24 protein-coding genes and 1 rRNA gene are annotated in these 24017 nt (G+C 43.1%); 16 read left to right on the forward strand and 9 right to left on the reverse strand.

The features are described from left to right. Positions 1–69: 69 nt before the first annotated feature. The 3 genes from KS242_RS04680 to KS242_RS04690 form a co-directional block, all read right to left on the reverse strand. Positions 70–2001 (reverse strand): lipoteichoic acid synthase, encoded by a 1932-nt coding sequence (locus KS242_RS04680; protein WP_217323238.1) that lies wholly within the window; start codon positions 1999–2001, stop codon positions 70–72. Positions 2002–2203: 202 nt separating this feature from the next. Beyond that, positions 2204–2626 (reverse strand): YkvA family protein, encoded by a 423-nt coding sequence (locus tag KS242_RS04685; RefSeq protein WP_217323239.1) that lies wholly within the window; start codon positions 2624–2626, stop codon positions 2204–2206. Positions 2627–2693: 67 nt separating this feature from the next. Beyond that, positions 2694–2867, reverse strand: coding sequence for a hypothetical protein (locus KS242_RS04690; protein ID WP_217323240.1), 174 nt, complete (start codon positions 2865–2867; stop codon positions 2694–2696). Positions 2868–3283: 416 nt separating this feature from the next. Here KS242_RS04690 and KS242_RS04695 point away from each other — a divergent pair, with 416 nt between their 5' ends. Continuing rightward, a complete protein-coding gene (locus KS242_RS04695; RefSeq protein ID WP_217324067.1) occupies positions 3284–4423 on the forward strand; it encodes an alcohol dehydrogenase catalytic domain-containing protein in 1140 nt (379 codons plus the stop codon). A 41-nt stretch (positions 4424–4464) separates the two neighbouring features. On the opposite strand, the gene KS242_RS04700 is transcribed toward KS242_RS04695, so the two are convergent. Beyond that, positions 4465–5610, reverse strand: coding sequence for an AI-2E family transporter (locus KS242_RS04700; protein ID WP_217323241.1), 1146 nt, complete (start codon positions 5608–5610; stop codon positions 4465–4467). A 309-nt stretch (positions 5611–5919) separates the two neighbouring features. Next, a complete protein-coding gene (locus tag KS242_RS04705; protein ID WP_217323242.1) occupies positions 5920–6816 on the reverse strand; it encodes a TIGR01777 family oxidoreductase in 897 nt (298 codons plus the stop codon). Positions 6817–6898: 82 nt separating this feature from the next. Between KS242_RS04705 and recX the strand changes: the two genes are divergently transcribed. Together recX and KS242_RS04715 are read left to right on the forward strand one after the other, a co-directional pair. Further along, complete coding sequence (recX, locus tag KS242_RS04710; protein ID WP_217323243.1) at positions 6899–7726, forward strand: recombination regulator RecX; 828 nt, start codon at positions 6899–6901, stop codon at positions 7724–7726. A 19-nt stretch (positions 7727–7745) separates the two neighbouring features. Continuing rightward, entirely contained in the window at positions 7746–8075 is a 330-nt protein-coding gene (locus KS242_RS04715) for a YfhH family protein (RefSeq protein ID WP_217323244.1), read from the forward strand. Between the two features lie 31 nt (positions 8076–8106). On the opposite strand, the gene KS242_RS04720 is transcribed toward KS242_RS04715, so the two are convergent. Next, positions 8107–8271, reverse strand: coding sequence for a YpzG family protein (locus tag KS242_RS04720; protein ID WP_077304285.1), 165 nt, complete (start codon positions 8269–8271; stop codon positions 8107–8109). 103 nt (positions 8272–8374) lie between these two features. Here KS242_RS04720 and KS242_RS04725 point away from each other — a divergent pair, with 103 nt between their 5' ends. Next, positions 8375–8635 (forward strand): YfhJ family protein, encoded by a 261-nt coding sequence (locus tag KS242_RS04725; RefSeq protein WP_217323245.1) that lies wholly within the window; start codon positions 8375–8377, stop codon positions 8633–8635. Between the two features lie 29 nt (positions 8636–8664). Here KS242_RS04725 and KS242_RS04730 read toward each other — a convergent pair whose 3' ends face one another. After that, on the reverse strand, positions 8665–9660 hold the full coding sequence (locus KS242_RS04730; protein WP_217323246.1) for a metal-dependent hydrolase: 996 nt from the start codon (positions 9658–9660) through the stop codon (positions 8665–8667). 66 nt (positions 9661–9726) lie between these two features. Between KS242_RS04730 and mutY the strand changes: the two genes are divergently transcribed. From mutY to KS242_RS04750, 4 genes are all read left to right on the forward strand, one after another. Further along, a complete protein-coding gene (gene mutY, locus KS242_RS04735) occupies positions 9727–10824 on the forward strand; it encodes an A/G-specific adenine glycosylase (protein WP_217323247.1) in 1098 nt (365 codons plus the stop codon). 65 nt (positions 10825–10889) lie between these two features. After that, a complete protein-coding gene (locus KS242_RS04740; RefSeq protein WP_371747626.1) occupies positions 10890–11168 on the forward strand; it encodes a gamma-type small acid-soluble spore protein in 279 nt (92 codons plus the stop codon). Between the two features lie 185 nt (positions 11169–11353). Next, complete coding sequence (locus KS242_RS04745; RefSeq protein WP_217323248.1) at positions 11354–11881, forward strand: nucleoside tri-diphosphate phosphatase; 528 nt, start codon at positions 11354–11356, stop codon at positions 11879–11881. A gap of 72 nt (positions 11882–11953) precedes the next feature. Beyond that, positions 11954–13726 (forward strand): ABC transporter ATP-binding protein, encoded by a 1773-nt coding sequence (locus KS242_RS04750; RefSeq protein ID WP_217323249.1) that lies wholly within the window; start codon positions 11954–11956, stop codon positions 13724–13726. A gap of 257 nt (positions 13727–13983) precedes the next feature. On the opposite strand, the gene KS242_RS04755 is transcribed toward KS242_RS04750, so the two are convergent. Both KS242_RS04755 and KS242_RS04760 read right to left on the reverse strand, forming a co-directional pair. Continuing rightward, positions 13984–15051 carry an FUSC family protein gene (locus tag KS242_RS04755; RefSeq protein ID WP_217323250.1) on the reverse strand — a complete coding sequence of 356 codons (1068 nt, stop codon included), beginning with the start codon at positions 15049–15051 and terminating at the stop codon, positions 13984–13986. A 139-nt stretch (positions 15052–15190) separates the two neighbouring features. Beyond that, positions 15191–16480 carry a glutamate-1-semialdehyde 2,1-aminomutase gene (locus KS242_RS04760; RefSeq protein ID WP_217323251.1) on the reverse strand — a complete coding sequence of 430 codons (1290 nt, stop codon included), beginning with the start codon at positions 16478–16480 and terminating at the stop codon, positions 15191–15193. A 126-nt stretch (positions 16481–16606) separates the two neighbouring features. Here KS242_RS04760 and KS242_RS04765 point away from each other — a divergent pair, with 126 nt between their 5' ends. The 8 genes from KS242_RS04765 (at position 16607) to KS242_RS04800 (ending at position 23955) form a co-directional block, all read left to right on the forward strand. After that, a complete protein-coding gene (locus KS242_RS04765; protein ID WP_217323252.1) occupies positions 16607–17032 on the forward strand; it encodes a potassium channel family protein in 426 nt (141 codons plus the stop codon). Positions 17033–17092: 60 nt separating this feature from the next. Continuing rightward, the gene (gene bcp, locus KS242_RS04770; RefSeq protein WP_097043159.1) at positions 17093–17563 is read left to right on the forward strand and encodes a thioredoxin-dependent thiol peroxidase; all 471 of its coding nucleotides are present in this window, start codon (positions 17093–17095) and stop codon (positions 17561–17563) included. Positions 17564–17634: 71 nt separating this feature from the next. After that, the gene (locus tag KS242_RS04775) at positions 17635–18732 is read left to right on the forward strand and encodes an aminopeptidase (protein WP_217323253.1); all 1098 of its coding nucleotides are present in this window, start codon (positions 17635–17637) and stop codon (positions 18730–18732) included. Positions 18733–18911: 179 nt separating this feature from the next. Beyond that, positions 18912–19868: a D-2-hydroxyacid dehydrogenase gene (locus KS242_RS04780; protein WP_217323254.1), complete on the forward strand. Its 957-nt coding sequence runs from the start codon at positions 18912–18914 to the stop codon at positions 19866–19868. Further along, the gene (locus tag KS242_RS04785) at positions 19868–20413 is read left to right on the forward strand and encodes a cob(I)yrinic acid a,c-diamide adenosyltransferase (RefSeq protein ID WP_217323255.1); all 546 of its coding nucleotides are present in this window, start codon (positions 19868–19870) and stop codon (positions 20411–20413) included. The genes KS242_RS04780 and KS242_RS04785 overlap by 1 nt, the downstream gene beginning before the upstream one ends. 121 nt (positions 20414–20534) lie before the next feature. Continuing rightward, positions 20535–20978 (forward strand): peroxide-responsive transcriptional repressor PerR, encoded by a 444-nt coding sequence (perR, locus tag KS242_RS04790; RefSeq protein WP_038558837.1) that lies wholly within the window; start codon positions 20535–20537, stop codon positions 20976–20978. A gap of 147 nt (positions 20979–21125) precedes the next feature. Then, on the forward strand, positions 21126–21995 hold the full coding sequence (locus KS242_RS04795) for a nucleotidyltransferase-like protein (RefSeq protein ID WP_217323256.1): 870 nt from the start codon (positions 21126–21128) through the stop codon (positions 21993–21995). 398 nt (positions 21996–22393) lie between these two features. Beyond that, positions 22394–23955: ribosomal RNA gene (locus tag KS242_RS04800) — 16S ribosomal RNA — on the forward strand. Positions 23956–24017: the final 62 nt, after the last annotated feature.

Here is a 24017-nt window from a genome sequence, read left to right on the forward strand (position 1 = left end):
TTAGATGTTATTGTCTAAAGAAATTAATAAGTCATAAAAAAACACCTGCCATGAAGGCAGGTGCAATTGTTATTCTTCTTCTGATTCTGGTCGATGGTTGTAATCGTAATTGCTCGCATCAACTGGTGTCCAGCCTTCTGGATCGTAGAAGCGAAGCAAGTCGCCATAAAGGATTTTATCGTTAAGACTTAATTCTTTTGCAAGCTGGTCTTTCTCAGCTTTTATCTCTTCAATCTGGGCTTCATCTTCAATCACTTCACCGGTTTCGGTGTCGTAGTAATCATCGCCAAGCACTGTGTAGTCTGCGTTGATAAAGTTACCGTTACGGAAACCGACAGTACCATCATGCTCTTCGGATAATATATCTGTTCCGAACTGGATATATTTTGAACTGTCAATGCCAAGCAAATGTTCTAATGTTGGCAGCACATCAAGTTCACCAGAATAAGTGTGATTCACGCCGCCTTCAAGACCGGGTGCCTTGATCATAAGCGGTACGCGCTGCATTTGTGCATTTTGATATTCGGTCATTTCTTTCCCCATAATCTGTTCCATTGCTCTGTTATGGTTCGTCGAAATACCGTAGTGATCTCCATAAAGCAGGATAACGGAATTCTCATACATACCAGATTCCTTCAGATCTTTGAAGAACTGTTCTAGTGCTTCATCCAAATAGCGTGCTGTTTGGAAGTAGTTATCAACCGTTGTATCACCCGTATCAGCTTTCTCAATCGTTGCGTCCTCCGGATCAAGCGGGAACGGATAATGATTTGTCAGCGTGATGAGATGGGCATAATACGGCTCTTCCAGCGATTCGAGCAATGGCATGGATTCTTCAAAGAAAGGTTTATCTTTTAATCCATAGTTCACGGAGTTTTCCATGTTGTAATACGTGGAATCAAAGAAGTGATCGACTCCAAATTGTTTGTAAATTTCATCACGGTTCCAGAATGTTTTCTCGTCACCGTGGAAAACTGCACTTGTGTAGCCTTGTTCTTGATTTAAGATAGCAGGTGCTGCTTGGTAAGTGTTTGTACCTTTTACCGAGAAGGCAGACCCTTGCGGCAGTCCGTAAAGCGAGTTATCCATTAATAGCTCTGCATCGGCTGTTTTTCCTTGTTCTGTCTGATGGAAGAAGTTATCAAAGTAGGTTACTTCTTTATCATGCACCAAAGAATTCAAGAACGGTGTTACTTCTTCACCATGAAGTTTGTAATCAATCAAAAAGCTTTGGAAGCTTTCCAGATGAATCTTAATTACATTCATGCCTTCTGCTTTCCCGAAGTATTCTGGGTTTGGTTCAGCATAGTTTGCATCCGTATATTCTTTTACTTCGTTCATATCATTTGGGCTAGCCATAACACGCTGAGTAGAAGTCTTGGCGTTCTGTATAGCATCATAAATTGTGTAGTTGTACGGCCCGAGATATTTCACCAAATACGTACGGTCAAACGTTCGCTGCAGCAGCTGCGGACGATCGGCCTCTGCTAGTCCAAGATTGACTGCGAATAAAGCGACACCGGAGATTACTACCATAGCAGTCTTTCTGAATGCGAGACGCTCGGTGCTCCAGTTCTTTCTTGTGATAACATACAACACAATAAGCAAGACAATGTCTATGAAGTAGACAAAGTCATAGCCTTCCATCAGGCCAAAGATACTTCCGCCCATACCAGAACCTAAATTGTCCGTCTGCTTCAAAGTTGGAAGCGTAACAAAGTCATTGAAGAATCGGTAGTACAGAACGTTGGCATAAAGCAAGAAACTCATTAGGAAATCTATGACAAGGAGCCAAACCCCCATCCGTTGGCCCTTCGCTAAGAAAGCAAGACCTAAGAATACAATACTCGCACTAAGTGGGTTGAGTACCAGCAAGAATTCCTGCATGGCGTTCGTTATATCTAAATTAAATACTGTTTGGTAGGAAAAATACGTCTTGGCCCATAAGAAAATAACGGCCAGCGCAAAGAATCCTTTCTTTGAAGCAAGAAGCTTCTTCATATTATCTTTCACCTCTTCGTTTTCTTATCAGGCAATGTCTTTTGAATGGAACTGCGACAAATATTCTATCAGATTATATTTCTAAAAAACAAGTAAAACCCAAACAGTAAATTTGGGCTCTTAATCTACAAGTATAACAGATTTTAATTAAAAAGTAAATTGAATGCATCTATCAAAAAAAGAGTGCCCAATGCACTCTTCTTTACGAAATATCTGATGTTGTGGTTTCAATTGGCTGTTGATTTTTCCATTCTTTATAGGCTGCAACATCTGATTGAATTTGTTTGAAAGTAAAACCAATCAATGCGACATCATCAAGCAAGCCACCTGGTATGAAATCTGGTACAAAATCAATTGGGCTTAGAAAATAGAGAAATGTCGCCGCAATCATGAGCAAGGACTTCTTCGGCAGCTGTTTATAAGTGCCTTTGCGCCAGTCGCGGAGCATGTTTACCATAAGCTGCAAATCCGACCAAATCTCTGCTAACTTACCTTTATTGTCGCTTGCTTTTGTTGAAACGTTCGCAAGGAGCTCCTTTGATTTTTCCTTATCCTGCAGCAATGCTTTTGCTTTTGGTGTATAAGCATGCCTTTTTTCCAGGAGCTGTGTTAAGTTCCATTTCATTTGGTTGCCTCCTTGTTTCTTCTGTTTCTATTATGATGGAATCGTCTTCTATCATGCAAGAATGGGGTTAGTCGATCTTTTTGATGAGCACACGATATCTTTCTGGGAGTGTATCTTTTGCTTTTACTTCCTGCATAAAGGATTCTGCTTCCTCATATGTTTCAAAGGTGAAGTTCTCGCCGTCCTTACTAGCGAATTCAAGCTTCACTTGGTTGGAATCAACTGCTATGACTTTGAACATGATGCTCTCCTCTCATAAATCGATAGGACCCTAAAGAAATCTCTATTACAAAAGCATAGGTGTTTTATTCGTTTAATGTAACCTTAAAAATATATAAATGCGAGAGATAAAAAAGGAATCACTTATCTATTATATAGAAAGTGAGCACGGAGAGAAAGTGACAATGCTCACATACGTGGAAAAGCAGGCAGCGGGGGCTGCCTGCTTTTCTGTTGTTGTTAGAAATAAGTGTGGTGAGAAGACAAAATATGCGGGAGATAATGTTGTTAGAAATACATATTTTTCGTTCTCAATATATAGACGTACGTGTTTAGGAAAAGGTTTCAACTTTTTTAAGAAATGTTTTGCAAGGTTTAGAGACAGTGAGCAACAGGTATAGTTGAGCAACTACTTGAAAAAGGAGATAGACATTTATGATGCAAGCCGTCACATTTCAAGGCAAAGAAAATATTGAAGTCAAGTCAGTCGAAGCACCTTCCATTCAGAAATCAACGGATATGATAGTGAAAATTACAGCGACAGGTATTTGTGGATCAGATCTTCATTTGTATCATGGCGGTATTACACCTGAGAAGGATTATATTATTGGGCATGAGCCGATGGGAATAGTAGAAGAAGTAGGATCTGAAGTGAAAAACCTGCAAAAAGGTGACCGAGTTGTTATTCCATTCAACATAGGCTGCGGGGAATGTTACTATTGCAATCACCAAATGGAGAGTCAATGTGATAATTCGAATGCTAACCCGCATACTGATGCAGGAGGTCTATTTGGTTTTGCGGATCAATTCGGTGATTATCCGGGTGGACAAGCGGAATACTTGCGTGTACCTTATGCCGACTTTACCTCTTTTAAAGTACCGGAATCAAGTGAGCTGAAAGATGAAAGCGTTGTGTTTTTATCTGATGTTATCCCAACAGCCTACTGGAGTGTAGAAAACAGTGGTCTCAAGAACGGGGATACCGTTATTATTCTTGGAGCAGGACCTATCGGCCAAATGGCGCAGAAATTTGCCTGGCTGAAAGGTGCCAAGCGTGTGATAGCTGTAGATAGCGTAGCCCATCGGCTGGATCATGCTAAAAAAATGAATAATGTCGAAACATATAATTTTGCTGATAACGCAGAAATCGGCTCTTTGCTTCATAGTGAAACAAATGGAGGGGCAGATGTAGTAATTGATTGTGTTGGCATGGATGGTACCGTACCAGAGGGCGTGAAATTCGGTTCTGAACACGATAATCAATTTGGGACAATCCAGCCGATTATTACCGCAAGTGAATCAGTGCGCAAATTTGGTACCGTGCAGCTGACGGGTGTGTATGGAACAGAAGCGAATGGTTTTCCAATTGGCGATTTCTTTTCTCGCAATGTGACATTGACTATGGGGCAAGCTCCCGTCATTCACTTGATGCCTAAGTTGTATCAAATGGTAGAAGAGGGTGTCTTCGATCCGACAGATATAATTACCCACACGATGAAAATTAGCGAAGCAAAAGAAGCTTATAAGATTTTCGATGAAAGAGCAGATAATAATATAAAAGTATTATTAAAGCCATAAGAAGAAGGAGCTGCAAAAAAAAGCAGCTCCTTTTCCTCGTTTTATTTTGTTTTTTCCTCATACAGATGAGATCTTTTCTTAAACCAATGGAATGTATGCGTGACAATTACTTTCAAAATCGCATATCCAGGTACTGCGAGAATAACACCGACGACGCCAAATAGGTTTCCGGCTGTCAGAATAACAAAGATAATCGTAATCGGATGTACGCGAATGTTGCGCCCCATAATCTGCGGTGTGATTAATTTTCCTTCCACTAACTGTACAACCGTCCAGACGATAACAAGCTTTAGCAGCATAAACGGCGACGTGACAATTGCAATGATGATCGCAGGAGTGATCGCAATAGCTGGACCGAGGTAGGGTACGACACTTGTAAATGCTGCGATAACAGCAAGCACGGGTGCGTATTCCAGACCAATAATCAAATAGCCGATATATAAAAGAATACCGATGACAAAGCTGACAATAATCTGACCGCGTATGTAAGAACTAATCTGATGGTTCATTTCAGACATCACTTCGAAGGTTTGGCTGCGGAAGCGAACCGGAAGCAGTTTCAGAATATATGCAGGAAGTTTCTTACCATCCTTCAGTAAATAGAAGAGGATGAAAGGCACAGTAACGATAGCTATAACTACTTCTGTTACAGCACCAACAAAGCTAGTCAAATTGGCGAATAAATTATTCAATAAGCTTGTTCCGCGTGTTTGCAGCTCATTCAGAATTTGGTTCAGATCAAAATTACCAGATTGCTGTAATTGATTAACAATATTGCTGCCAGTTATTGATTGAACAATGTCAACACCTTGGTCAAAATACTCTGTACTATTGTTAATAAGACTTAATGTCTGTTCCTTCAACACTGGAATAACAGAAACGATTAGAATCGTCAGCAGTCCAACGATCACAAGATAAAGGGCGATAATCGAGTAAACTCGTTTGATACGTTTCTTTTCTAAATAGTTGACGATTGGAACTGTCAAGTAATAGACGATTCCGGTAAGTATGATAGGTAATATCACTGTCTTTACAATGACAACAATTGGTGTAAATATAAAGGATACATGCGAATAAACTAATATATTCAAACCGATAATAAACAGAATCAGCATGGCAATTACAAATTTATTGTTCAAGAAAAATTTGCGAAATTTCCCCTGCTTGGTTCTTTGAAAATCTGGCATGGCAATCCTCTCCTCTTGTGGCCTGCTATTTCAAAATTCTAGTTTTCTACCATTATAGCCTAAAATTATGGCGAGTAATCGTATATTCATTGTAATCGTTCGAAATGAATTTAGCTACTGAGGCAAACGAGTGCATTATATAAAATGAAGATAGAAACAGCAGATAAAGTTATAAACATTTTTATCCACACGCATGATAGTGACATGAAAACGAAAAACAGACTTATGCACATTATCCACAGGAATAAATGGGATATTTGTGCACAAGTCTGCTCCTCGAGACATTACTTTTCTCTACGTAATCAAGCTTTACAACGCATGTTCCAATGCTTCAGATAAGTTAGGATACTGGAAAGTGTAGCCGCTCTCCATGGCTTTTTTCGGATACACACATTGGCCTTCTAAAATTAATGTGCTCATTTCTCCTAATGCTTTTTGAATAATTGGTGCTGGAGCAGTTGTCCAATAAGGACGGTGCAGTGTATTCGCAAGCGCCTTACTGAAATCTTTATTTCGGCGCGGGTGCGGAGCAGTCACGTTTAGAGCTCCATTGATGGATTCTTGTTCGATTGCATAAGCGATTATTCCTGCCGCATCTTGTACATGAATCCAAGACAGCCACTGTTCGCCGCTGCCAATCTTACCGCCTGCGAAGTAACGGAAAGGCAGCTGCATCAGCGGAAGTGCTCCTTTATCACCAAGGACAATGCCAAAGCGAGCCAGAACAGTTCGGACACCAAAAGCGTTTGCTTGGAGAGCTGCTTGTTCCCATTCGTAAGTTACATCTGCTAAAAAGTCCTCTCCACGTTTATTCGTTTCTTCTGTGTAAGAATCCTGTTCACTCGTACCATAAAATCCAACAGCAGAACCACTGACCAAGACTTTTGGTTTCGTTGGCATTTTCCCAATCATATCAACAAGTGTTTCGGTTGCTTCCAGTCGACTGCTGCGAATGCTTTTCTTTTTCTCTTCCGTCCATTTACCGAACAAACTAGTCCCAGCTAAATTTACTACAGCGTGGACTTCCGGCAACTGGGAGAGAGGGTCATAACCTTTCTTCAGCCAGCCAATGTAGGTAACTTGTTTTGTATCCAGCTTTTCTTCTGGAGATCTTGTCAGAATGTATACATGATGGCCTTGTTCCATTAAAGTCTCAGCTAGCTGTTTCCCAACGAATCCAGTACCGCCGCTAATTACAATGTTCATTTTAAATCCTCCTCATCGCTTAAGCTTACAATTTTGCATGACGTTATTTCATGGTAGAATAGACACATAAGAGGTGTCGAAAATGGTGAAAATCGCGAAAATCACGACCCAGAAAAATAACATTGGCCGCTATAACATTTTCCTTGATGATGGTAAGGGCGAGAAATTCGGCTTTGGTCTAGATGAAGACCTTCTCATACGCAGCGGAATTGCGAAAGGGAAAGAAATGTCCGAAGAAGCACTTCAATCTCTCATTGAAAAAGATGCTGCTCATAAGTGCTTTACCCTGGCACTACAATATTTAAGCTACCGTATGCGTTCGAAAAAAGAAATAAAGACATATTTGCTAAAAAAAGAGCAGCATCCTGACCATGTGGAGGAAGCTTTGCGAAGACTTGAAGAACAGGGGTATACGGATGATGCTGCTTTCGCTGGTGCCTTTGTCCGGACAAAAGTAAATACAACGAGCAAAGGGCCGCTTGTAATTCGCAAAGAACTGCAGGAAAAAGGCATTGCCGGTAAAATTGCGGATGATGCCATGACCTTTTATAGTTTTGAAAAAGAACTCGAAAAAGCTGTTAAGCTGGCAAACACTAAGCTGCAGTCCAAGTCAAAAAAATCCCAACAAGAAAAGCGTCAGCTTGCGCAGCAGCAGCTACTCTCAAAAGGATTCACATCTTCTGCAGCAAAAGAAGCTGTTTCCCAGGCGCTGTCAGAAGCAGAACCAGATGTTGATGCCGAACTGGACGCTGTCCGCTATCAAGGAGACAAGCTGGTGCGTAAGTATGTACAAAAAGCAGAAGGCTATGAGCTGGTGCAGAAAATAAAGATGGGACTGTACCGGAAAGGCTTCTCAATGGATTTGATACAGAGATATCTGGAAGAAGCAAAGGAACAAGATCTTTACTGAGGGAAAGCAGGTGCAAAGGATGCAATTACGCTATAGTGATTTGACAATAGAGCAATTAAAAGATGAAATGAAACAGCTGAAGATTCAGCAGCAAAAGGCTGAGCAAATGGGCAATTTCAGTGAATATCAGATTTTGGAGCGCAAGCGTCAGATGGCAAAAGCTTACACATTGAATCCGCATGACTTTAAAGCTGGTGCTACGTATGAAATCAAAGGCGATCGCTCACATGTCTTTACTATTGATTATATGAATGGTGTCTTTGCTTGGGGTTATCGCAGACAAGGCAGTGAAGCAGGTCAAGAGCTGGAAGCCCTGCCAATAAGTGTGTTAGGCAAGGTAACGATGTAAGCACCTCGGCTCACAAGAGCCGAGGCAGCTTTTATTTGCGGTTATTCTTCGTTGATTGAGTAGCGACGATCATATCGGTTTGTGTTCGACGTGTTTCCCCGTTCACCTGATTATTCGCATGCTTCGCGGATGAGCGAGGGGATTGAATAATGGAATTAATGGTGCCATACTTGGAAAAACGATCAAACTTGGACATGCTATCTGCCTCCTCAAACAATTTGGGTGTCCCGCAATACTACTAGCTTGCGCGCTTTTATTAATCTTTATGTTGGGTTTATGCTGGAAAGGAAGAAAAAATGATGGAAACAAAATTTCAAGAGCTTGCCGAGTTGCTCCAGCAGCAAAATGAGCGGCTGACAATGGATGAGGCCCGTACTTGGGTAGAGATATTATGGGAAGATTTTGAGGCAACACGTGCAAAAGCGGGACGTAAATATCAAGGGCAAGAGATGACAGAGTCTATTGTTCGGCAGTGGATTCAGCATTATGGACAACGATTAGATGAGTTCCTGGAACGAAACCCGAAATATCACTATTTGTTTATACAGCGAAAACAATAATAAAACCTGGAGAAAAAATTCTCCAGGTTTTATAATGCGGAAGGATTGTCATCTGTAAACAGCTTGCGCTGCAGTTTTTGCTCGGAGAAAATCCATCCTGTATACGAGCTCATAACTTCATGATTATCATTAATCTGCACGACAGCTTTAAATGGATAATGCTGCGCACTATTATGATAGCGCAAGTCAATCAGCCGCAATTCAGTAAAATCATCATACAGATTCACTTCCCAAGTAAATACGGGAGAGAAGCTGAGAAATGCGGAGATATTTTTGTCTTCTCTAGCTACTTCCATTAGCTCGTTATCTGGTAATGGTTTTCGTTCGAATTCATCAATAAGGCGCAGCTGCCAATTTTCTACCTTCCCAACACAGAATCGATCAGGGGCAGTGATAGCAACACGCCAGTATCCTTGTTTCATTGTTGGAGAAGTGGCAATGATTTGAGCATCGGGTATTTTTTCCCTTACTTGTTTGATAATCCTGCGTTTATCCATGTAACGTTTCACATAATAAAGCGCAAGGATACCATAAATGACGAGGAAAGTGATACCAGGTTCGAAACCGATAAGCCATAAGACAATGCCGACTACATGCATCGCAAAGATAAACGGATCGAATGTGTTAATAAAGCCATAGGCTACCCAGCGCCGGGTAAATGGCCGGTAAGCCTGTGTGCCGTATGCATTGAATACATCAACGAAAACGTGCAGTACGACTGCGCCGCCAGTCCATAACCATAGGTGCAGGAAGCTGATATCTGGTATTAACAGGTACAAAAGAAGTGATATTGCCAATCCCCACAAAATGACGGCAGGAATGGAATGGGTAATTCCCCGGTGGTTTCGTAAATAAGAAGCGTTGTTCCGTAATTTCAGTACTGTATCAAAGTCTGGTGCCTGTGAACCAAGGATTGTGCCTGCAAGTACAGCGTTGAACAAGACAGGATCTTGGTGAACAGCAGGATCGAGTGTGGCAAGCCCTCCTAGGGCTACCCCCATGACGATATGGGTACCAGTGTCCATCTGTTGAGTCCTCCTTCTGATCAAACCAAACCACCCATATTAATTATATTGTAACACGGAGCGTGAATGAATTTGGAAATAGACGATTTATATAATAAGTTTCAGCAATTTTCGATTGATTTATTTCAAGATGACTTAATTAATTGGTTTCAGCAAGAAAAACGCGAACTGCCATGGCGTGAAAATCAAGATCCGTACCGGGTTTGGGTTTCCGAAATTATGCTTCAGCAGACCAAGGTAGATACGGTGATTCCATTTTACCACCGTTTTATGGAACGTTTCCCAACCATCCAGGCATTAGCGGATGCAGACGAGCAAGATGTTCTAAAAGCGTGGGAAGGCTTAGGTTACTATTCCCGAGCACGTAATCTCCAAAACGCTGTACGGGAAGTGGCGACAGTATATGAGGGACAAGTACCTGCTGATGCCGAAGAGCTAGGAAAGCTGAAAGGAGTGGGCCCTTACACAAAAGGTGCGATTCTCAGTATCGCTTACGGCATTCCGCAGCCAGCAGTTGATGGTAATGTAATGCGCGTTCTGTCCAGAATATTATTTATCACAGAAGACATTGCCAAACCAAAGACGAGAAAAATTTTCGAAGCAGCAGTAGAGAAAACGATATCGCAGGAAGACCCTTCATCCTTCAACCAAGGACTCATGGAGCTCGGCGCTTTAATTTGTACACCGAAAAAACCAGCTTGTATGCTATGTCCTGTCCAAGAGCATTGTGCTGCTTTCAAGCAAGGGATTCAGGAAGAGTTACCGATCAAATCAAAAGGCAAGAAGCAGCGAACCATGCCTTACTTGTCTGTAATCGTGGAAAATGAAAAAGGAGAGCTGCTCATTGAGCAAAGACCGGAGGAAGGCTTACTGGCAAGTTTATGGCAGTTTCCAATGGCTGATGCGACCGAAGTGACAATAGAGCAGCTGGCTTATTGGTTCCAACTGGAGTACGGTGTGGAGATTAAGTTAGAAGAAACATTATCGCCGGTCCGGCATGTTTTCTCGCACATCATTTGGGAAGTGATTGTGCTTCGTGCAACAACAGTAAATCATGGAGAAGTACCAGACAAGGGGCAGTTTATTTCTCTTGAAGACACGGCAAATTATCCTTTTCCGGTACCGCACCAGAAAATTCTCCAGCAAATTATCATTCCAGAATAAACCAGATACTTTTTTATATTTCTTGGATAACAACGTCACATTCGGGAGAAAGTAATGTGGCGGAGGTGATAACATTGAACAAGAAGACACAATCTGGTACTGAAGTAAACCACGTTACTCAGCAAAACCAGCAGTCTCGTCAGAAAGCAGCTGGCGCTTCCAGCAGCCAGCAATTCGGAACTGAATTTGCTTCTGAAACAGACGTACAGCAGGTTCAACAGCAGAACCAGCAGTCTCGTCAGAAAGCAACTGGCGCTTCCAGCAGCCAGCAGTTCGGAACTGAATTCGCTTCTGAAACTGATGTACAGCAAGTACAGCAGCAGAACCAGCAGTCTCGTAAGTAAGGCGAATGTTGTTTGAATTGTTATTTTCGTATAAGTAAATGCAGCCCCTCAGCGCACGCTGGGGGGCTATTTTAGTCATAATATGATGGCAGCCAGCGTGTTTCATTTCCATTGTGTCTGAAATATCTTTATAATAAAAGAAATGATCATACATATAGGAAAATAATCAAGGAAGGAAGATTCGCATGGCTGGCCCAGAGACAGGTACGAAAATTCAGATACAGAGCTATAAGCATAATGGCCAGCTCCATCGGGTATGGGAAAGCAGCACAGTATTGAAGAGTACGGCAGAGATCTTGATCGGTGCCAATGATCGGACAATGGTAACGGAGAGTGACGGACGGACATGGATAACGCGTGAACCAGCCATTGTCTATTTCCATGCGAAGTACTGGTTCAATATTATCGGTATGCTGCGCACAGATGGCATTTATTATTATTGTAATATTAGTTCCCCGTATGTATACGATGGGGAGGCGCTGAAGTATATTGATTACGATTTGGATATTAAGATATATCCCGATATGACTTTTACGCTGCTTGATGAGGACGAGTTTAATATTCATAAGCGCCAAATGAACTATCCGCCCGAGATAGAACGGATTTTGTGGAATCAGGTGGATATCCTGATTAGCTGGATCCGGCAAGGAAAAGGTCCATTTTCCCCAGATTTTATTGATACCTGGTATGAGCTGTTCCTAACCTACAGATAAATAAAGTAAGCTGCAAATCCTTGCCAGCCTCGGCAGGGATTTGTCGTTGTATACAACAGAGAGGTGATACGTTTGAGCAGTACAAAACGTTATTTACATTTTGTGAAGCCGTACAAATGGAAAATCATTTTTACGATTTTAATTGGTATAGTAAAATTTGCTATACCTTTACTGATTCCGTTAATTTTAGGGTACGTTGTCGATCATATCGTGAATGCAGATTTAGCGATGGAAGATAAAGTACAGCGGCTCTTCTGGATTGTTGGCGGATCCTTGATTGTCTTCCTCGTCTTGCGACCGCCAATTGAGTATTACCGTCAATACTTAGCGCAATGGACAGGAAACCGGGTGCTTTATGATATTCGGAATAAACTGTTTGATCATATACAGCGCTTAAGTTTGCGCTATTACTCGCAAACAAAAACAGGGGAAATTATTTCCCGGGTCATTAATGATGTCGAACAGACGAAGAACTTCATTATGACAGGTTTGATGAACGTTTGGCTTGATTTGGCCACCATCATTATTGCAGTTGCTATTATGTTTACGATGGACGTGTCGCTTACACTTGTCGCGATTGTCCTGTTTCCAGTATATGGGGTGGCGATCAAGTACTTTTATGAGCGCCTTCGCAGTCTGACGCGGAAACGATCACAAGCATTAGCTGAAGTGCAGGGCCATTTACATGAACGGGTTCAAGGCATACCGGTCACAAGAAGTTTTGCGCTGGAGGATTACGAACAACGTCAATTTGACACACAAAACCGTAACTTCCTAGATAGCGCCATTCAGCATACGTCTTGGAACGCGAAGACCTTTGCTGTTATTAACACAATCACCGATTTAGCACCGCTCATCGTTATTGCCTATGCAGCGTATGAAGTGATACATGGTAATTTAACGTTAGGAACCATGGTTGCTTTTGCTGGTTTTATGGATCGTGTGTACAGTCCGCTCCGCCGGCTGGCTAACTCTTCCACCACACTTACGCAAGCAGTTGCTTCAATGGATCGTGTATTTGAGTTTATCGATGAGAAATACGATATTGAGGACAAACCAAATGCTCCAGAATTGAAGCATGTGGCTGGGGATGTATCAATAGAGAATGTATCGTTCCAATATGGCGAGCATGAAGAGCTTGTGCTCAAAGATATCTCACTAGATGTAAAGCGAGGAGAAACAGTAGCCTTTGTCGGGATGAGCGGAGGCGGTAAGTCAACGATTGTCAGCTTGATTCCGCGCTTTTATGAAGTGACGAGCGGTAGAATTACAATCGATGGTACGGATATCCGCGATGTGCAGTCTCGTTCTTTGCGCGATAAAATCGGCATGGTGCTGCAGGATAATATTCTGTTCAGTGAATCAGTCGAAATGAACATCAAGCTTGGCAGACCGGAAGCGAGCCATGAAGAAGTGGTAGCGGCTGCTAAAGCAGCGAATGCTCATGAGTTTATCGAAAATCTCTCAGAAGGATACAACACACTCGTCGGAGAACGCGGGGTGAAACTATCTGGCGGTCAAAAGCAGCGTATTGCTATCGCCCGCATATTCTTGAAGAATCCGCCGATTCTCATTTTGGACGAAGCTACTTCCGCGCTAGACTTGGAAAGTGAGCACTTGATTCAAGAAGCATTAGAAAAACTCGCATCCGACCGGACAACCTTTATCGTTGCCCACCGATTGGCTACCATCACACATGCAGACCGCATCGTTGTCGTGCAAAACGGTGAAATTGTCGAGCAAGGCTCGCACGTCGACTTAATGGCACTGCAAGGGAACTATTTCAATTTGTATCAAATTCAACATCTGGATGATCATTCTACATTAACGACAGAAAAAGGATAGATGAACAGGGAGACCTGTTTCATCTATCTTTTTTTGTACAAATGGAGTTGGATTTTTCTCTGCAAATTTTTTATATAATTAAAGGAAGAATTGGCTCAACAATTCCCGTATAATGCGCATGCATATAGTAGGGGGAAGGAACGGTTTGTAAGAGAAATAGAAGAAAAAGCTCTGAAATGGTATAGGGGAGAACAAAACAAATCGTATTAGGAAGACAACAAAAAATACACCACCCGATAAGAGTGATGTATCAATTGCTATTCCTTAGGCATGACTACCGTAGAATCTTCATTATGATACTGCAGGTAACTGTTCAGCAGTCGTTTTAAGTGGTCAAGCTCTCGATGGTATTCCATCAATCGAGAAGAAAGCGGAAGGAAGAGCATTTTCTCTTCGTTCTCTTTGTTTTCGAATACATGGATTAACAGATCAACAAGCGCTGGAATGTCGGGATCAAGCGTTTCTCTTAAAGTGCTTTCATCTTGCTGCAGCTTGATTCGTCCCATTGCACATAAGATTAGTTTCTCGTGAGACATAATGGCTTTGTCGAGTTCTTCTACAAATGTATCACTGGAGCGTGTTGGCAGATCATTCATCTTATCGCCAAGATTATAGACTTCTTCCAGGATTCCATGTGATTGTTTCAAGGTCGTAATCATTTGGCGAATGACGACTAACTTACGCGCTTTCACGAGTTTTTGCTTTTTCGTGTATGTGCGTTCTTCTTGGAAGCGGGTATAGATATCATCAATCTTGCCAATCTCTGCTTGTATTCTTGCGATTTCGTCCTTTAAAGCGGGCTGATCAGACCAGCTGCGTGTCGCGACGCGCAGCCATTGCAGAATCTCTGTACTGAATTGATCGATCTTCTGTAGTAATACCACTTCATATTTAGGCGGCAGAAATACTAAATTCACGAAGAAGGCGGACAGAATCCCTAGTGTCAATGTCGAGAAACGGAGCATAGCGAAAGGAAGGAAATCTATTCCGCTGTTATTCTCCATCACTGCAACGAGTGAAACAATTGCGATGACACTTTCCTTTATCTTCAAACTTACACAAAGTCCAATTGTTAAGATGGCCGATACACCTATAATAATAGGCTCCGTACCGAATGTGTAGAACATCGTAACAGCGACAACGAGCCCGACGATATTCCCTTTTACTTGATCCATGAGTCCAATATAAGATTGATAAACAGACTGCCGCATTGAAAAAGCAGCACCGATAGCAGCAAATACCGGCGTCAAGTTAAGTAAAGTTGCTGCATATAAAGCCAGTGTAATTGCCACGCCAGTTTTTAACATTCTGGCTCCAAGTTTCATGCTCGGATCCTCCGATCTTTCTATGAAAGACTATTCTATATGATGTTACACGAATGCTCCTAGATAATAAAGTATTAACTGCAGAATTATTTCATACTAAAAGGCATCAGCGAAAGTGCTGATGCCTTTTAGAATACCCTTATTTCATTTGCTCAAAGCTTGTTTTTACAGCTTTTAATGTTTGTTCGATATCTTCTTCTGTATGTGCTGTCGTAAGGAACCATGCCTCATACTTAGAAGGTGCAAGGTTGATGCCTTGTTCTAGCATGAGCTGGAAGAACTGAGCGAATTTCTCGCCATCCGAATTGGATGCTTGTGCATAGTTCGTGATTTTCTCGTCTGTAAAGTAAACAGTAAGCGCACCTTTCAGGCGGTTAACTGTAATCGTGACGCCAGCTTCAGCAGCATGCTGTTTAATGCCAGCCTCCAGTTTCGCGCCAAGCTCTTCAAAGCGATCATAAACACCTGGCTGCTGCAGTACTTCCAAGCACGCAATTCCCGCCGCCATAGATGCTGGGTTTCCGGCCATCGTACCTGCCTGATAAGCGGGGCCTAGTGGTGCAACTTGCTCCATGATTTCTTTTTTACCACCGTAGGCACCGATTGGCAAACCACCGCCGATAACTTTCCCCATTGCCGTAAGGTCCGGCTCAACGCCAAGCAGCTGCTGTGCACTGCCATAAGTAAAGCGGAAAGCTGTAATAACTTCGTCGTAAATAACGAGAGCGCCTTTTGCATGGGCGTACTCATTTACTTTTTCAAGAAATCCAGGTTCCGGTGTAACAATCCCGAAGTTGCCGACAATTGGTTCTACAAGCACACCGGCAATCTCATCGCCCCATTTTTCTAAAGCATCATGCAATGCTTCTGGATCATTGAAAGGCACCGTAATCATGTCAGCTGCAATGGATGCAGGAACACCAGCAGAATCAGGCGTGCCTAATGTGGAGGGACCCGAGCCTGCTTCCACAAGTACAGGATCAGAATGGCCGTGATAACAACCGGCAAACTTGATCAGCTTGTTGCGTCCAGTGTAAGCACGTGCCACACGGATTGTTGTCATAACGGATTCTGTTCCAGAGTTCGTGAAACGGACTTTGTGCAAGGAAGGGATTGCTTCCTTCAGCATTTGGGCAAATTGGTTCTCCAGACGTGTCGGCGTTCCATAAAGCACACCGTTTTGTGCGGCTTTGGTAATGGCTTCTGTGATGTGCGGGTGCGCATGCCCTGTAATAATTGGACCGTACGCAGCCAAGTAATCAATATATTTATTGCCATCAACATCCCAGAAATAAGCACCTTCGGCTTTTTCCATATAAACTGGTGAGCCGCCGCCTACCGCTTTAAACGAGCGGGAAGGAGAGTTAACGCCGCCCACAATATGCTCGAGCGCTTCTTTATGTAATTGTTCTGATTTTGTTTTATTCATATAGGAAAACCTCCGTATCTTTCTCTATTTTAGTATAGCATACGCGATAGAAAGCTTCGAAAAAAGCAGCTTGCTGCACATAGTATGGACAGGCTGCTCGTAAACTGTTAGTGCGGAGGGATGAACATGGTATTTGTACTGGTGATTTTTATATTCATTGCCTTGATTGGCTGCATGTATTCCTTTTTTAAACATGAAGTAAAAGCCTCTTCAATGTTTTCCATAGATTTGTTCTTATCCTTATTGTTTCTCTATATCAGTGTGATGCTGGCTTTCGGTTTAATCTATTTTATGCTATCCATTGAGGGCATAGTTTTGGCAGAAGGCGGCGACTTGATTGACTCTTCACTGGCAGGGTCCTTGCTGCATTCGATTTATTTCAGCGGTGTCACGCTGCTCACCGTCGGCTACGGGGATATCCTGCCTGTTGGGGTCGGTCGTTTACTCGCATTAATTGAAGCTTTGATTGGCTACTTGCTTCCTTCAGGTCTTGTGCTGAAAGTATGGCAGCATACGGTCGTTCGCCAGCGGATGAAGGGTGATGGAGAATAGTTGTGCTCCCGTTCTAAATCGGATACGCTAAGATATATACAGATTAAAGGAGGCCTATCCATGACAACAGAAATCGGCAAAGCAGCTCCAAGCTTTACACTGCCAGCAACAAATGGCGATATTGTTTCGCTGCAGGACTTCAAAGGCAAAAACATTGTGCTTTACTTCTACCCGAAAGACAACACACCAGGCTGTACAACGGAAGCATGCAGTTTCCGTGACAATCATGAGAAATTTACTGATCTGAATGCAATCATCATCGGCGTCAGCCCAGACCCGATTGAAAGTCATGAGAAGTTCATTAATAAATTTGACTTGCCATTCCTATTACTTGCAGACGTGGAACATACTGTGGCAGAGGATTATGAATGCTGGAAACTGAAAAAGAACTTCGGCAAAGAATATTACGGCATTGAACGATCTACTTTTATTATTGATAAAGAAGGAAACCTGCAGAAGGAATTCCGGAAAGTAAAAGTCGATGGTCATACAGAAGAAGCACTCGCGTTTATCCGAGATAACTTACAATAAGAAAATGGCGATCCGATGTAGATACGTTGGATCGCTTTTTTGTTATGGTGGAAAATAAAGGAGGGAATGCTATGAAAGATCCGCGTTTAAATAAGCTGGCTAAGCTGCTGTTATCGCATAGTTTAAAGCTTGAAGAAAAAGAGAAAGTGATTATTAATGCTGTACCGTCGAGTAAACCGCTCGTAAAGGAAATCTTGAAAGAAGTATACACGCTTGGAGCTGTTCCGTTTTTATATTGGGATGACGAAGAAACAACTCGTATTATAATGGAGCATGCTCCTGACGAGCAGTTTCGCTTAACAAACAAATGGGATTTGGAGCAGTTCAAGGATACCGATGCACTACTTGTCATCCGAGGCGAAGCAAATGATTCTGAATATGCAAGTATCCGGAACGAACAGTTCGTCAAGAGGGGAGAATTGATGAAGGCATCAGATGATTATCTGTATGAAAATCAGAAGTGGGTGCTATTTGAGTATCCAACGCCAGGCGCGGCACAAAAGGCAAAAATGAACTTCGACGCGTTTTATGACTACGTGCTTGATGTAAGCGCGGTCGATTATGACGCAATGCATCGGGCGCAGCAGCCTTTAAAGGAATTGATGGAAAGAACAGACAAAGTGCGAATTGTCAGCCCAGGAACAGATTTAAGTTTCTCTATAAAAGATATTCCTGCTGTTATCTGTGCGGGATCGCATAATGTGCCGGATGGAGAAGTATATACGGCTCCTGTCAAAAACAGTGTGAATGGCAAGATTACATATAATACGCCGAGTCCTTATCAAGGGGTTGTCCACCAGCAAGTATCTTTTACTTTTAAGGATGGAAAAATCATAGAAGCAACATCTAATCAAACAACTAAACTGCATGAAGTGTTAGATACAGATGAAGGTGCGCGTTACATTGGCGAGTTTGCTTTAGGGTTAAATCCTGCAATCAAGGAGCCGATGGGTAACATTCTATTTGATGAGAAAATTGCTGGAAGCCTGCATTTTACACCAGGTGATAGTTATGATGAAACGGAAAATGGCAACAGCTCTTCTGTTCATTGGGATTTGGTGCTTATCCAGCGTCCGGAATATGGCGGCGGGGAGATTTATTTTGATGATGTTCTCATCAGAAAAGACGGAATATTCGTTCTTAATGAACTGAAAGGTCTCAATCCGTGACAAGTGCTTATACCAGGGCCTCTTGCTGTGCATAAAGTACAGTACGAAACCTCCCCTACATGATAGTTGCTCAGACGTTTATCGTCTGAGCTTTTTTTATGAAGGGATGATGCTTTTCGTACAGAAAGGAAAAGAGGTATAGTAGAAGAAAGACAACAACACTTTTGGAGGGGATACATATGCAAGTTCTTGTAGCGTTGAGAGTAGATCAGCAGATGAAGTGGCATTTTGAGACTTCTTATCCAAGTGTAACATTCCATTACAGTACAGAAAAAGACGAAGTGGCTGAGCTAATCAAGAAAGCAGAGATACTAGTAACCGGCGGAAGAGGAGCGGACGAAGATTCCATTCGCACAGCAGATAAGCTCAAATGGGTTCATGTCATTTCTGCTGGAGTCGATACCCTGCCGCTTGAATTGATGCGTGAAAAAGGTATCATGCTGACGAACGCCAATGGCATACACCGTATACAAATGGCTGAATACGCGATTTCTTCTATTTTAGCAGTAGCCCGTAAAGAGCGTGACTATCTGAAAAAGCAGGAAGAACATGTATGGGATAAAGAGCTGAAGATTGATGAAATTACCGCAAAAAGACTCGTGGTAGTTGGAGCTGGTGCAATTGGACAGGAAGTTGCGCGCTTAGGCAAGGCCTTTCGTATGCATACAATTGGCGTGAGCCGCAGCGGCTCCTCAAAAGAGCATTTTGATGAAGTGTATAAACAGACTGAGGTTGAATCAGTATTGCCGCATGCAGACTACTTAATTTCTATTCTTCCAAGTACAAAGGAAACGAAGTACTTCTATAAGAAAGAACACTTTGATCAAATGCCAAAGCACGCAGTATTCCTGAATATGGGTCGCGGAGACGCAGTAGCGACCGATGTGTTGCTTGACGCTTTGAATCAAGGCAAAATAAAAGCAGCCGTACTAGATGTGTTTGAGGAAGAGCCGCTTCCGGAGGGCCATCCATTCTGGGATCACCCTCGTGTTATCCTGACTCCGCATATGGCAGGTCAATCTCCTCATTATATGGAACGAGCAATGAATATCTTTGAGCAAAATTTAGGTCTCTATACCGAAGACGCAAAGGAAAAGCAATATATAAATAAAATTGATTTGAACAGAGGATACTAATGAAAATCTACACAAAAACAGGCGATAAGGGAGATACATCTCTTATCTATGGCGCACGTGTTCCTAAAAATCATCCTCGGGTAGAAGCATATGGTACCTTAGATGAAGCGAATGCGGCAATCGGTACAGCAGTCAGTCTGCTGACCGCAGAAAGCGAATCATTTATAAAATCCTTGCAGCGTGTGCAGACATTGCTGTTTCATGCCGGCAGTGAACTGGCAACACCAGCTGATAAAGAAGTACATTGGAAGTTAGCGCCTAAGCATACCGAGATGCTGGAAAAAGAAGTCGATCAGTGGGCGGCCGAACTGCCAGCATTGAAGCAATTCATTCTGCCAGGCGGCTGTCCAAGTGCTGCTGCACTGCACCAGGCAAGAACAATTGTAAGGCGAGCAGAACGGTTAATTGTGTCTATGGAAACAGAAGCACGCACGGAAGAAGTCCTTCGTTTTGTTAACCGTTTATCGGATTATCTTTTCACAGCGGCTAGGTATGCTAATCTTCTGCATGAGACAGAAGAGGTGCTGCTTGTACCGGATATTTGATACAGCTATGGTTTTTTTATTGACAAGATAAGGGAGACGGCATTACAATTTAGAAGAAGTATAATCTAATAATAGTCATCGTTTAGAAATAATGTATTATCTACAAGTGAAAGCGAGGTGCATGACGGTGTCTGAACAGAGATTACAAGCAGCAGTGGAGCGACTAAAAGAATCCGGCGTCAGAATTACACCACAGCGTCATGCGGTGCTTGAGTTCTTGCTGAATTCCAAGATCCATCCTACCGCTGATGATATCTATCGAGCGCTGGAGGATAAGTTTCCGAATATGAGCGTGGCGACGGTTTATAATAACCTTCGCGTATTTCGTGAGAACGGTCTGGTGCGAGAATTAACATATGGAGATTCTTCCAGCCGATTCGACTGTGATACGGAAGAACATTATCACTTGATTTGTGATCAGTGTGGCAAAATCGTCGACTTCCATTATCCAAGCCTTTATGAAGTAGAGAAACTCGCTGCCCAGGTGACAAACTTTGATGTAACGCATCACCGTTTGGAACTGTATGGTACGTGCCCGGATTGTCAGCAAACAACCAAGCATTAACCTCAGCGGATTTCTTCTATAGATAGAAAAGCCTTTGTCACTTTTTCGTGATGAAGGTTTTTCTTTTTGTCCTTTTAAAAGGGAATTTGAAGAAGTATGTTGAATTATTACTAAAATATATAGAAAACAGCAGCGGAGGGATTTGCCTTGGAGAACATTCTTCGACCAATATATCAAGAACGTGCAAGTATGCCGAATACACTTGGAATAATCTTAGTAGAGAAAACGCGCCCCAATAGCCCGACAACCGATAACTTTGATATGATCCTGCTTATCATTGTAAAAGATGCTAAGGAACCATGGTATACGAAGCATTACAGTTATGAAGGAAGAATTGCTGCGATGCACATTGTCGAAGAGTCGCTGCTTCAGTACTGGATCGATACAAGTACATATAGACGTGCTGTTGAATGGATCTTCGAGGGAAAGGTCGTCTTCGATCGGAATGAATATATCGATAACTTAAAACATGAGCTGGCAAGCTTTCCTTATGAGAAGCGGAAGCTGAAGATGACAATCGAGTTTGCGAAGCTGATTCGTGCTTATGCAGAAACAAAAGATCTTCATGACAGCGGACAATTCTTAGATGCTTATACAAGGATGGTCAGATGTTTGCATTATTTAGCACGGCTTTCGATTATTGAAAAAGGACATCATCCGGAAGTAACCGTTTGGAATCAAGTGCGTAGAATAGATTCGGAAGTATATAAGCTTTGCGAAGAATTTATTCAAAGCAATGAAGAAACGGATCAGCGTGTGCAGCTGATGCTGCTCGCTGTTAATGTCGCTATCAATGCCAGGTCACACTCCGCCGCGCATCATTTGCTGAGCGTTATGCGTGTGAAGGAAGAAGCTTGGACTTTTGGCGAACTGAAGAACCGGCCGGAAGTGGAAGCATATGCTGCTGATTTGAGTGCGCTACTTAACTATTTAGAGGAAAAAGAGATTATTGAAGCGGTGCTGACTGAGACAAAAGGAAAAGCAATTTATCATCGAGAGTACCAAATCAAAGAATAATGATAACTGGATAAGTGGGCAGCTTTTGTTTTCTAAAGGCTGCCCTAGTGAGAAAGAAAGCTTGTATCACGTTGTTTCTAGCATACTGCTGTGATAAGTTGGGAAAGCTATATTATCGTGTTATTAATTAGTTTTATGGTTTTCTCAAAAAAACTGTTGACGATAGATAAAACAGCGTGTTATATTTGTATGCGTCGCCGATGAGCATCAACGGCTGACAAACAGAAAATAAAAAACATGTTGACAACGAAAGTTGAAACATGATATGATGTTCTAGTCGCCAATTGAGCGGCGGAACAAAATTGATCTTTGAAAACTGAACAAAACAACCAATTACGAACTAAACGACATGGTCTTTTATAAGATCAACGTCAGCGCAAGAAGCAAAGTATCACACTTTCATGGAGAGTTTGATCTTGGCTCAGGACGAACGCTGGCGGCGTGCCTAATACATGCAAGTCGAGCGCAGGAAGCTAGATGACCCCTTCGGGGTGATTCTAGTGGAATGAGCGGCGGACGGGTGAGTAACACGTGGGCAACCTGCCTGTAAGACTGGGATAACTCCGGGAAACCGGGGCTAATACCGGATAATATTTTCTTTCTCCTGATTGAAAATGGAAAGACGGTTTCGGCTGTCACTTACAGATGGGCCCGCGGTGCATTAGCTAGTTGGTGGGGTAATGGCCCACCAAGGCGACGATGCATAGCCGACCTGAGAGGGTGATCGGCCACACTGGGACTGAGACACGGCCCAGACTCCTACGGGAGGCAGCAGTAGGGAATCTTCCGCAATGGACGAAAGTCTGACGGAGCAACGCCGCGTGAGCGATGAAGGCCTTCGGGTCGTAAAGCTCTGTTGTCAGGGAAGAACAAGTACGAGAGTAACTGCTCGTACCTTGACGGTACCTGACCAGAAAGCCCCGGCTAACTACGTGCCAGCAGCCGCGGTAATACGTAGGGGGCAAGCGTTGTCCGGAATTATTGGGCGTAAAGGGCGTGTAGGCGGTTTCTTAAGTCTGATGTGAAAGCCCACAGCTTAACTGTGGAGGGTCATTGGAAACTGGGGAACTTGAGTGCAGAAGAGGAGAGTGGAATTCCACGTGTAGCGGTGAAATGCGTAGATATGTGGAGGAACACCAGTGGCGAAGGCGACTCTCTGGTCTGTAACTGACGCTGAGGCGCGAAAGCGTGGGGAGCAAACAGGATTAGATACCCTGGTAGTCCACGCCGTAAACGATGAGTGCTAGGTGTTAGGGGGTTTCCGCCCCTTAGTGCTGAAGTTAACGCATTAAGCACTCCGCCTGGGGAGTACGGCCGCAAGGCTGAAACTCAAAAGAATTGACGGGGGCCCGCACAAGCGGTGGAGCATGTGGTTTAATTCGAAGCAACGCGAAGAACCTTACCAGGTCTTGACATCCGCTGACAACCTTGGAGACAAGGCATTCCCTTCGGGGACAGCGTGACAGGTGGTGCATGGTTGTCGTCAGCTCGTGTCGTGAGATGTTGGGTTAAGTCCCGCAACGAGCGCAACCCTTGATTCTAGTTGCCAGCATTCAGTTGGGCACTCTAGAGTGACTGCCGGTGACAAACCGGAGGAAGGTGGGGATGACGTCAAATCATCATGCCCCTTATGACCTGGGCTACACACGTGCTACAATGGATGGTACAAAGGGCAGCAAGACCGCGAGGTTAAGCAAATCCCATAAAACCATTCTCAGTTCGGATTGCAGGCTGCAACTCGCCTGCATGAAGCCGGAATCGCTAGTAATCGCGGATCAGCATGCCGCGGTGAATACGTTCCCGGGCCTTGTACACACCGCCCGTCACACCACGAGAGTTGGTAACACCCGAAGTCGGTGAGGTAACCTTTTGGAGCCAGCCGCCGAAGGTGGGATCAATGATTGGGGTGAAGTCGTAACAAGGTAGCCGTATCGGAAGGTGCGGCTGGATCACCTCCTTTCTAAGGATAATTGGAACTACTACTTCGTAGTAGACAAATCGTAATTGGTTGTTTGTTCAGTT

The organism is Terribacillus sp. DMT04 (genome assembly GCF_019056395.1).
In the GTDB taxonomy this organism is placed as follows: domain Bacteria; phylum Bacillota; class Bacilli; order Bacillales; family Amphibacillaceae; genus Terribacillus; species Terribacillus aidingensis_A.

Bases quoted from the DNA above. Each gene is read 5' to 3' on its own strand.
- KS242_RS04720 (WP_077304285.1), bottom strand. From the start codon at position 8,271: ATGTCCAAGTTTGATCGTTTTTCCAAGTATGGCACCATTAATTCCATT.
- KS242_RS04760 (WP_217323251.1), bottom strand. From the start codon at position 16,480: ATGAATAAAACAAAATCAGAACAATTACATAAAGAAGCGCTCGAGCAT.
- KS242_RS04715 (WP_217323244.1), top strand. From the start codon at position 7,746: ATGCAATTACGCTATAGTGATTTGACAATAGAGCAATTAAAAGATGAA.
- KS242_RS04685 (WP_217323239.1), bottom strand. From the start codon at position 2,626: ATGAAATGGAACTTAACACAGCTCCTGGAAAAAAGGCATGCTTATACA.
- perR (WP_038558837.1), top strand. From the start codon at position 20,535: ATGACGGTGTCTGAACAGAGATTACAAGCAGCAGTGGAGCGACTAAAA.
- KS242_RS04695 (WP_217324067.1), top strand. From the start codon at position 3,284: ATGCAAGCCGTCACATTTCAAGGCAAAGAAAATATTGAAGTCAAGTCA.
- KS242_RS04725 (WP_217323245.1), top strand. From the start codon at position 8,375: ATGGAAACAAAATTTCAAGAGCTTGCCGAGTTGCTCCAGCAGCAAAAT.
- KS242_RS04755 (WP_217323250.1), bottom strand. From the start codon at position 15,051: ATGAAACTTGGAGCCAGAATGTTAAAAACTGGCGTGGCAATTACACTG.
- KS242_RS04705 (WP_217323242.1), bottom strand. From the start codon at position 6,816: ATGAACATTGTAATTAGCGGCGGTACTGGATTCGTTGGGAAACAGCTA.
- KS242_RS04690 (WP_217323240.1), bottom strand. From the start codon at position 2,867: ATGTTCAAAGTCATAGCAGTTGATTCCAACCAAGTGAAGCTTGAATTC.
- KS242_RS04745 (WP_217323248.1), top strand. From the start codon at position 11,354: ATGGCTGGCCCAGAGACAGGTACGAAAATTCAGATACAGAGCTATAAG.
- KS242_RS04780 (WP_217323254.1), top strand. From the start codon at position 18,912: ATGCAAGTTCTTGTAGCGTTGAGAGTAGATCAGCAGATGAAGTGGCAT.
- KS242_RS04785 (WP_217323255.1), top strand. From the start codon at position 19,868: ATGAAAATCTACACAAAAACAGGCGATAAGGGAGATACATCTCTTATC.
- KS242_RS04775 (WP_217323253.1), top strand. From the start codon at position 17,635: ATGAAAGATCCGCGTTTAAATAAGCTGGCTAAGCTGCTGTTATCGCAT.
- recX (WP_217323243.1), top strand. From the start codon at position 6,899: ATGGTGAAAATCGCGAAAATCACGACCCAGAAAAATAACATTGGCCGC.
- bcp (WP_097043159.1), top strand. From the start codon at position 17,093: ATGACAACAGAAATCGGCAAAGCAGCTCCAAGCTTTACACTGCCAGCA.
- KS242_RS04680 (WP_217323238.1), bottom strand. From the start codon at position 2,001: ATGAAGAAGCTTCTTGCTTCAAAGAAAGGATTCTTTGCGCTGGCCGTT.
- KS242_RS04730 (WP_217323246.1), bottom strand. From the start codon at position 9,660: ATGGACACTGGTACCCATATCGTCATGGGGGTAGCCCTAGGAGGGCTT.
- mutY (WP_217323247.1), top strand. From the start codon at position 9,727: ATGAATTTGGAAATAGACGATTTATATAATAAGTTTCAGCAATTTTCG.
- KS242_RS04765 (WP_217323252.1), top strand. From the start codon at position 16,607: ATGGTATTTGTACTGGTGATTTTTATATTCATTGCCTTGATTGGCTGC.
- KS242_RS04700 (WP_217323241.1), bottom strand. From the start codon at position 5,610: ATGCCAGATTTTCAAAGAACCAAGCAGGGGAAATTTCGCAAATTTTTC.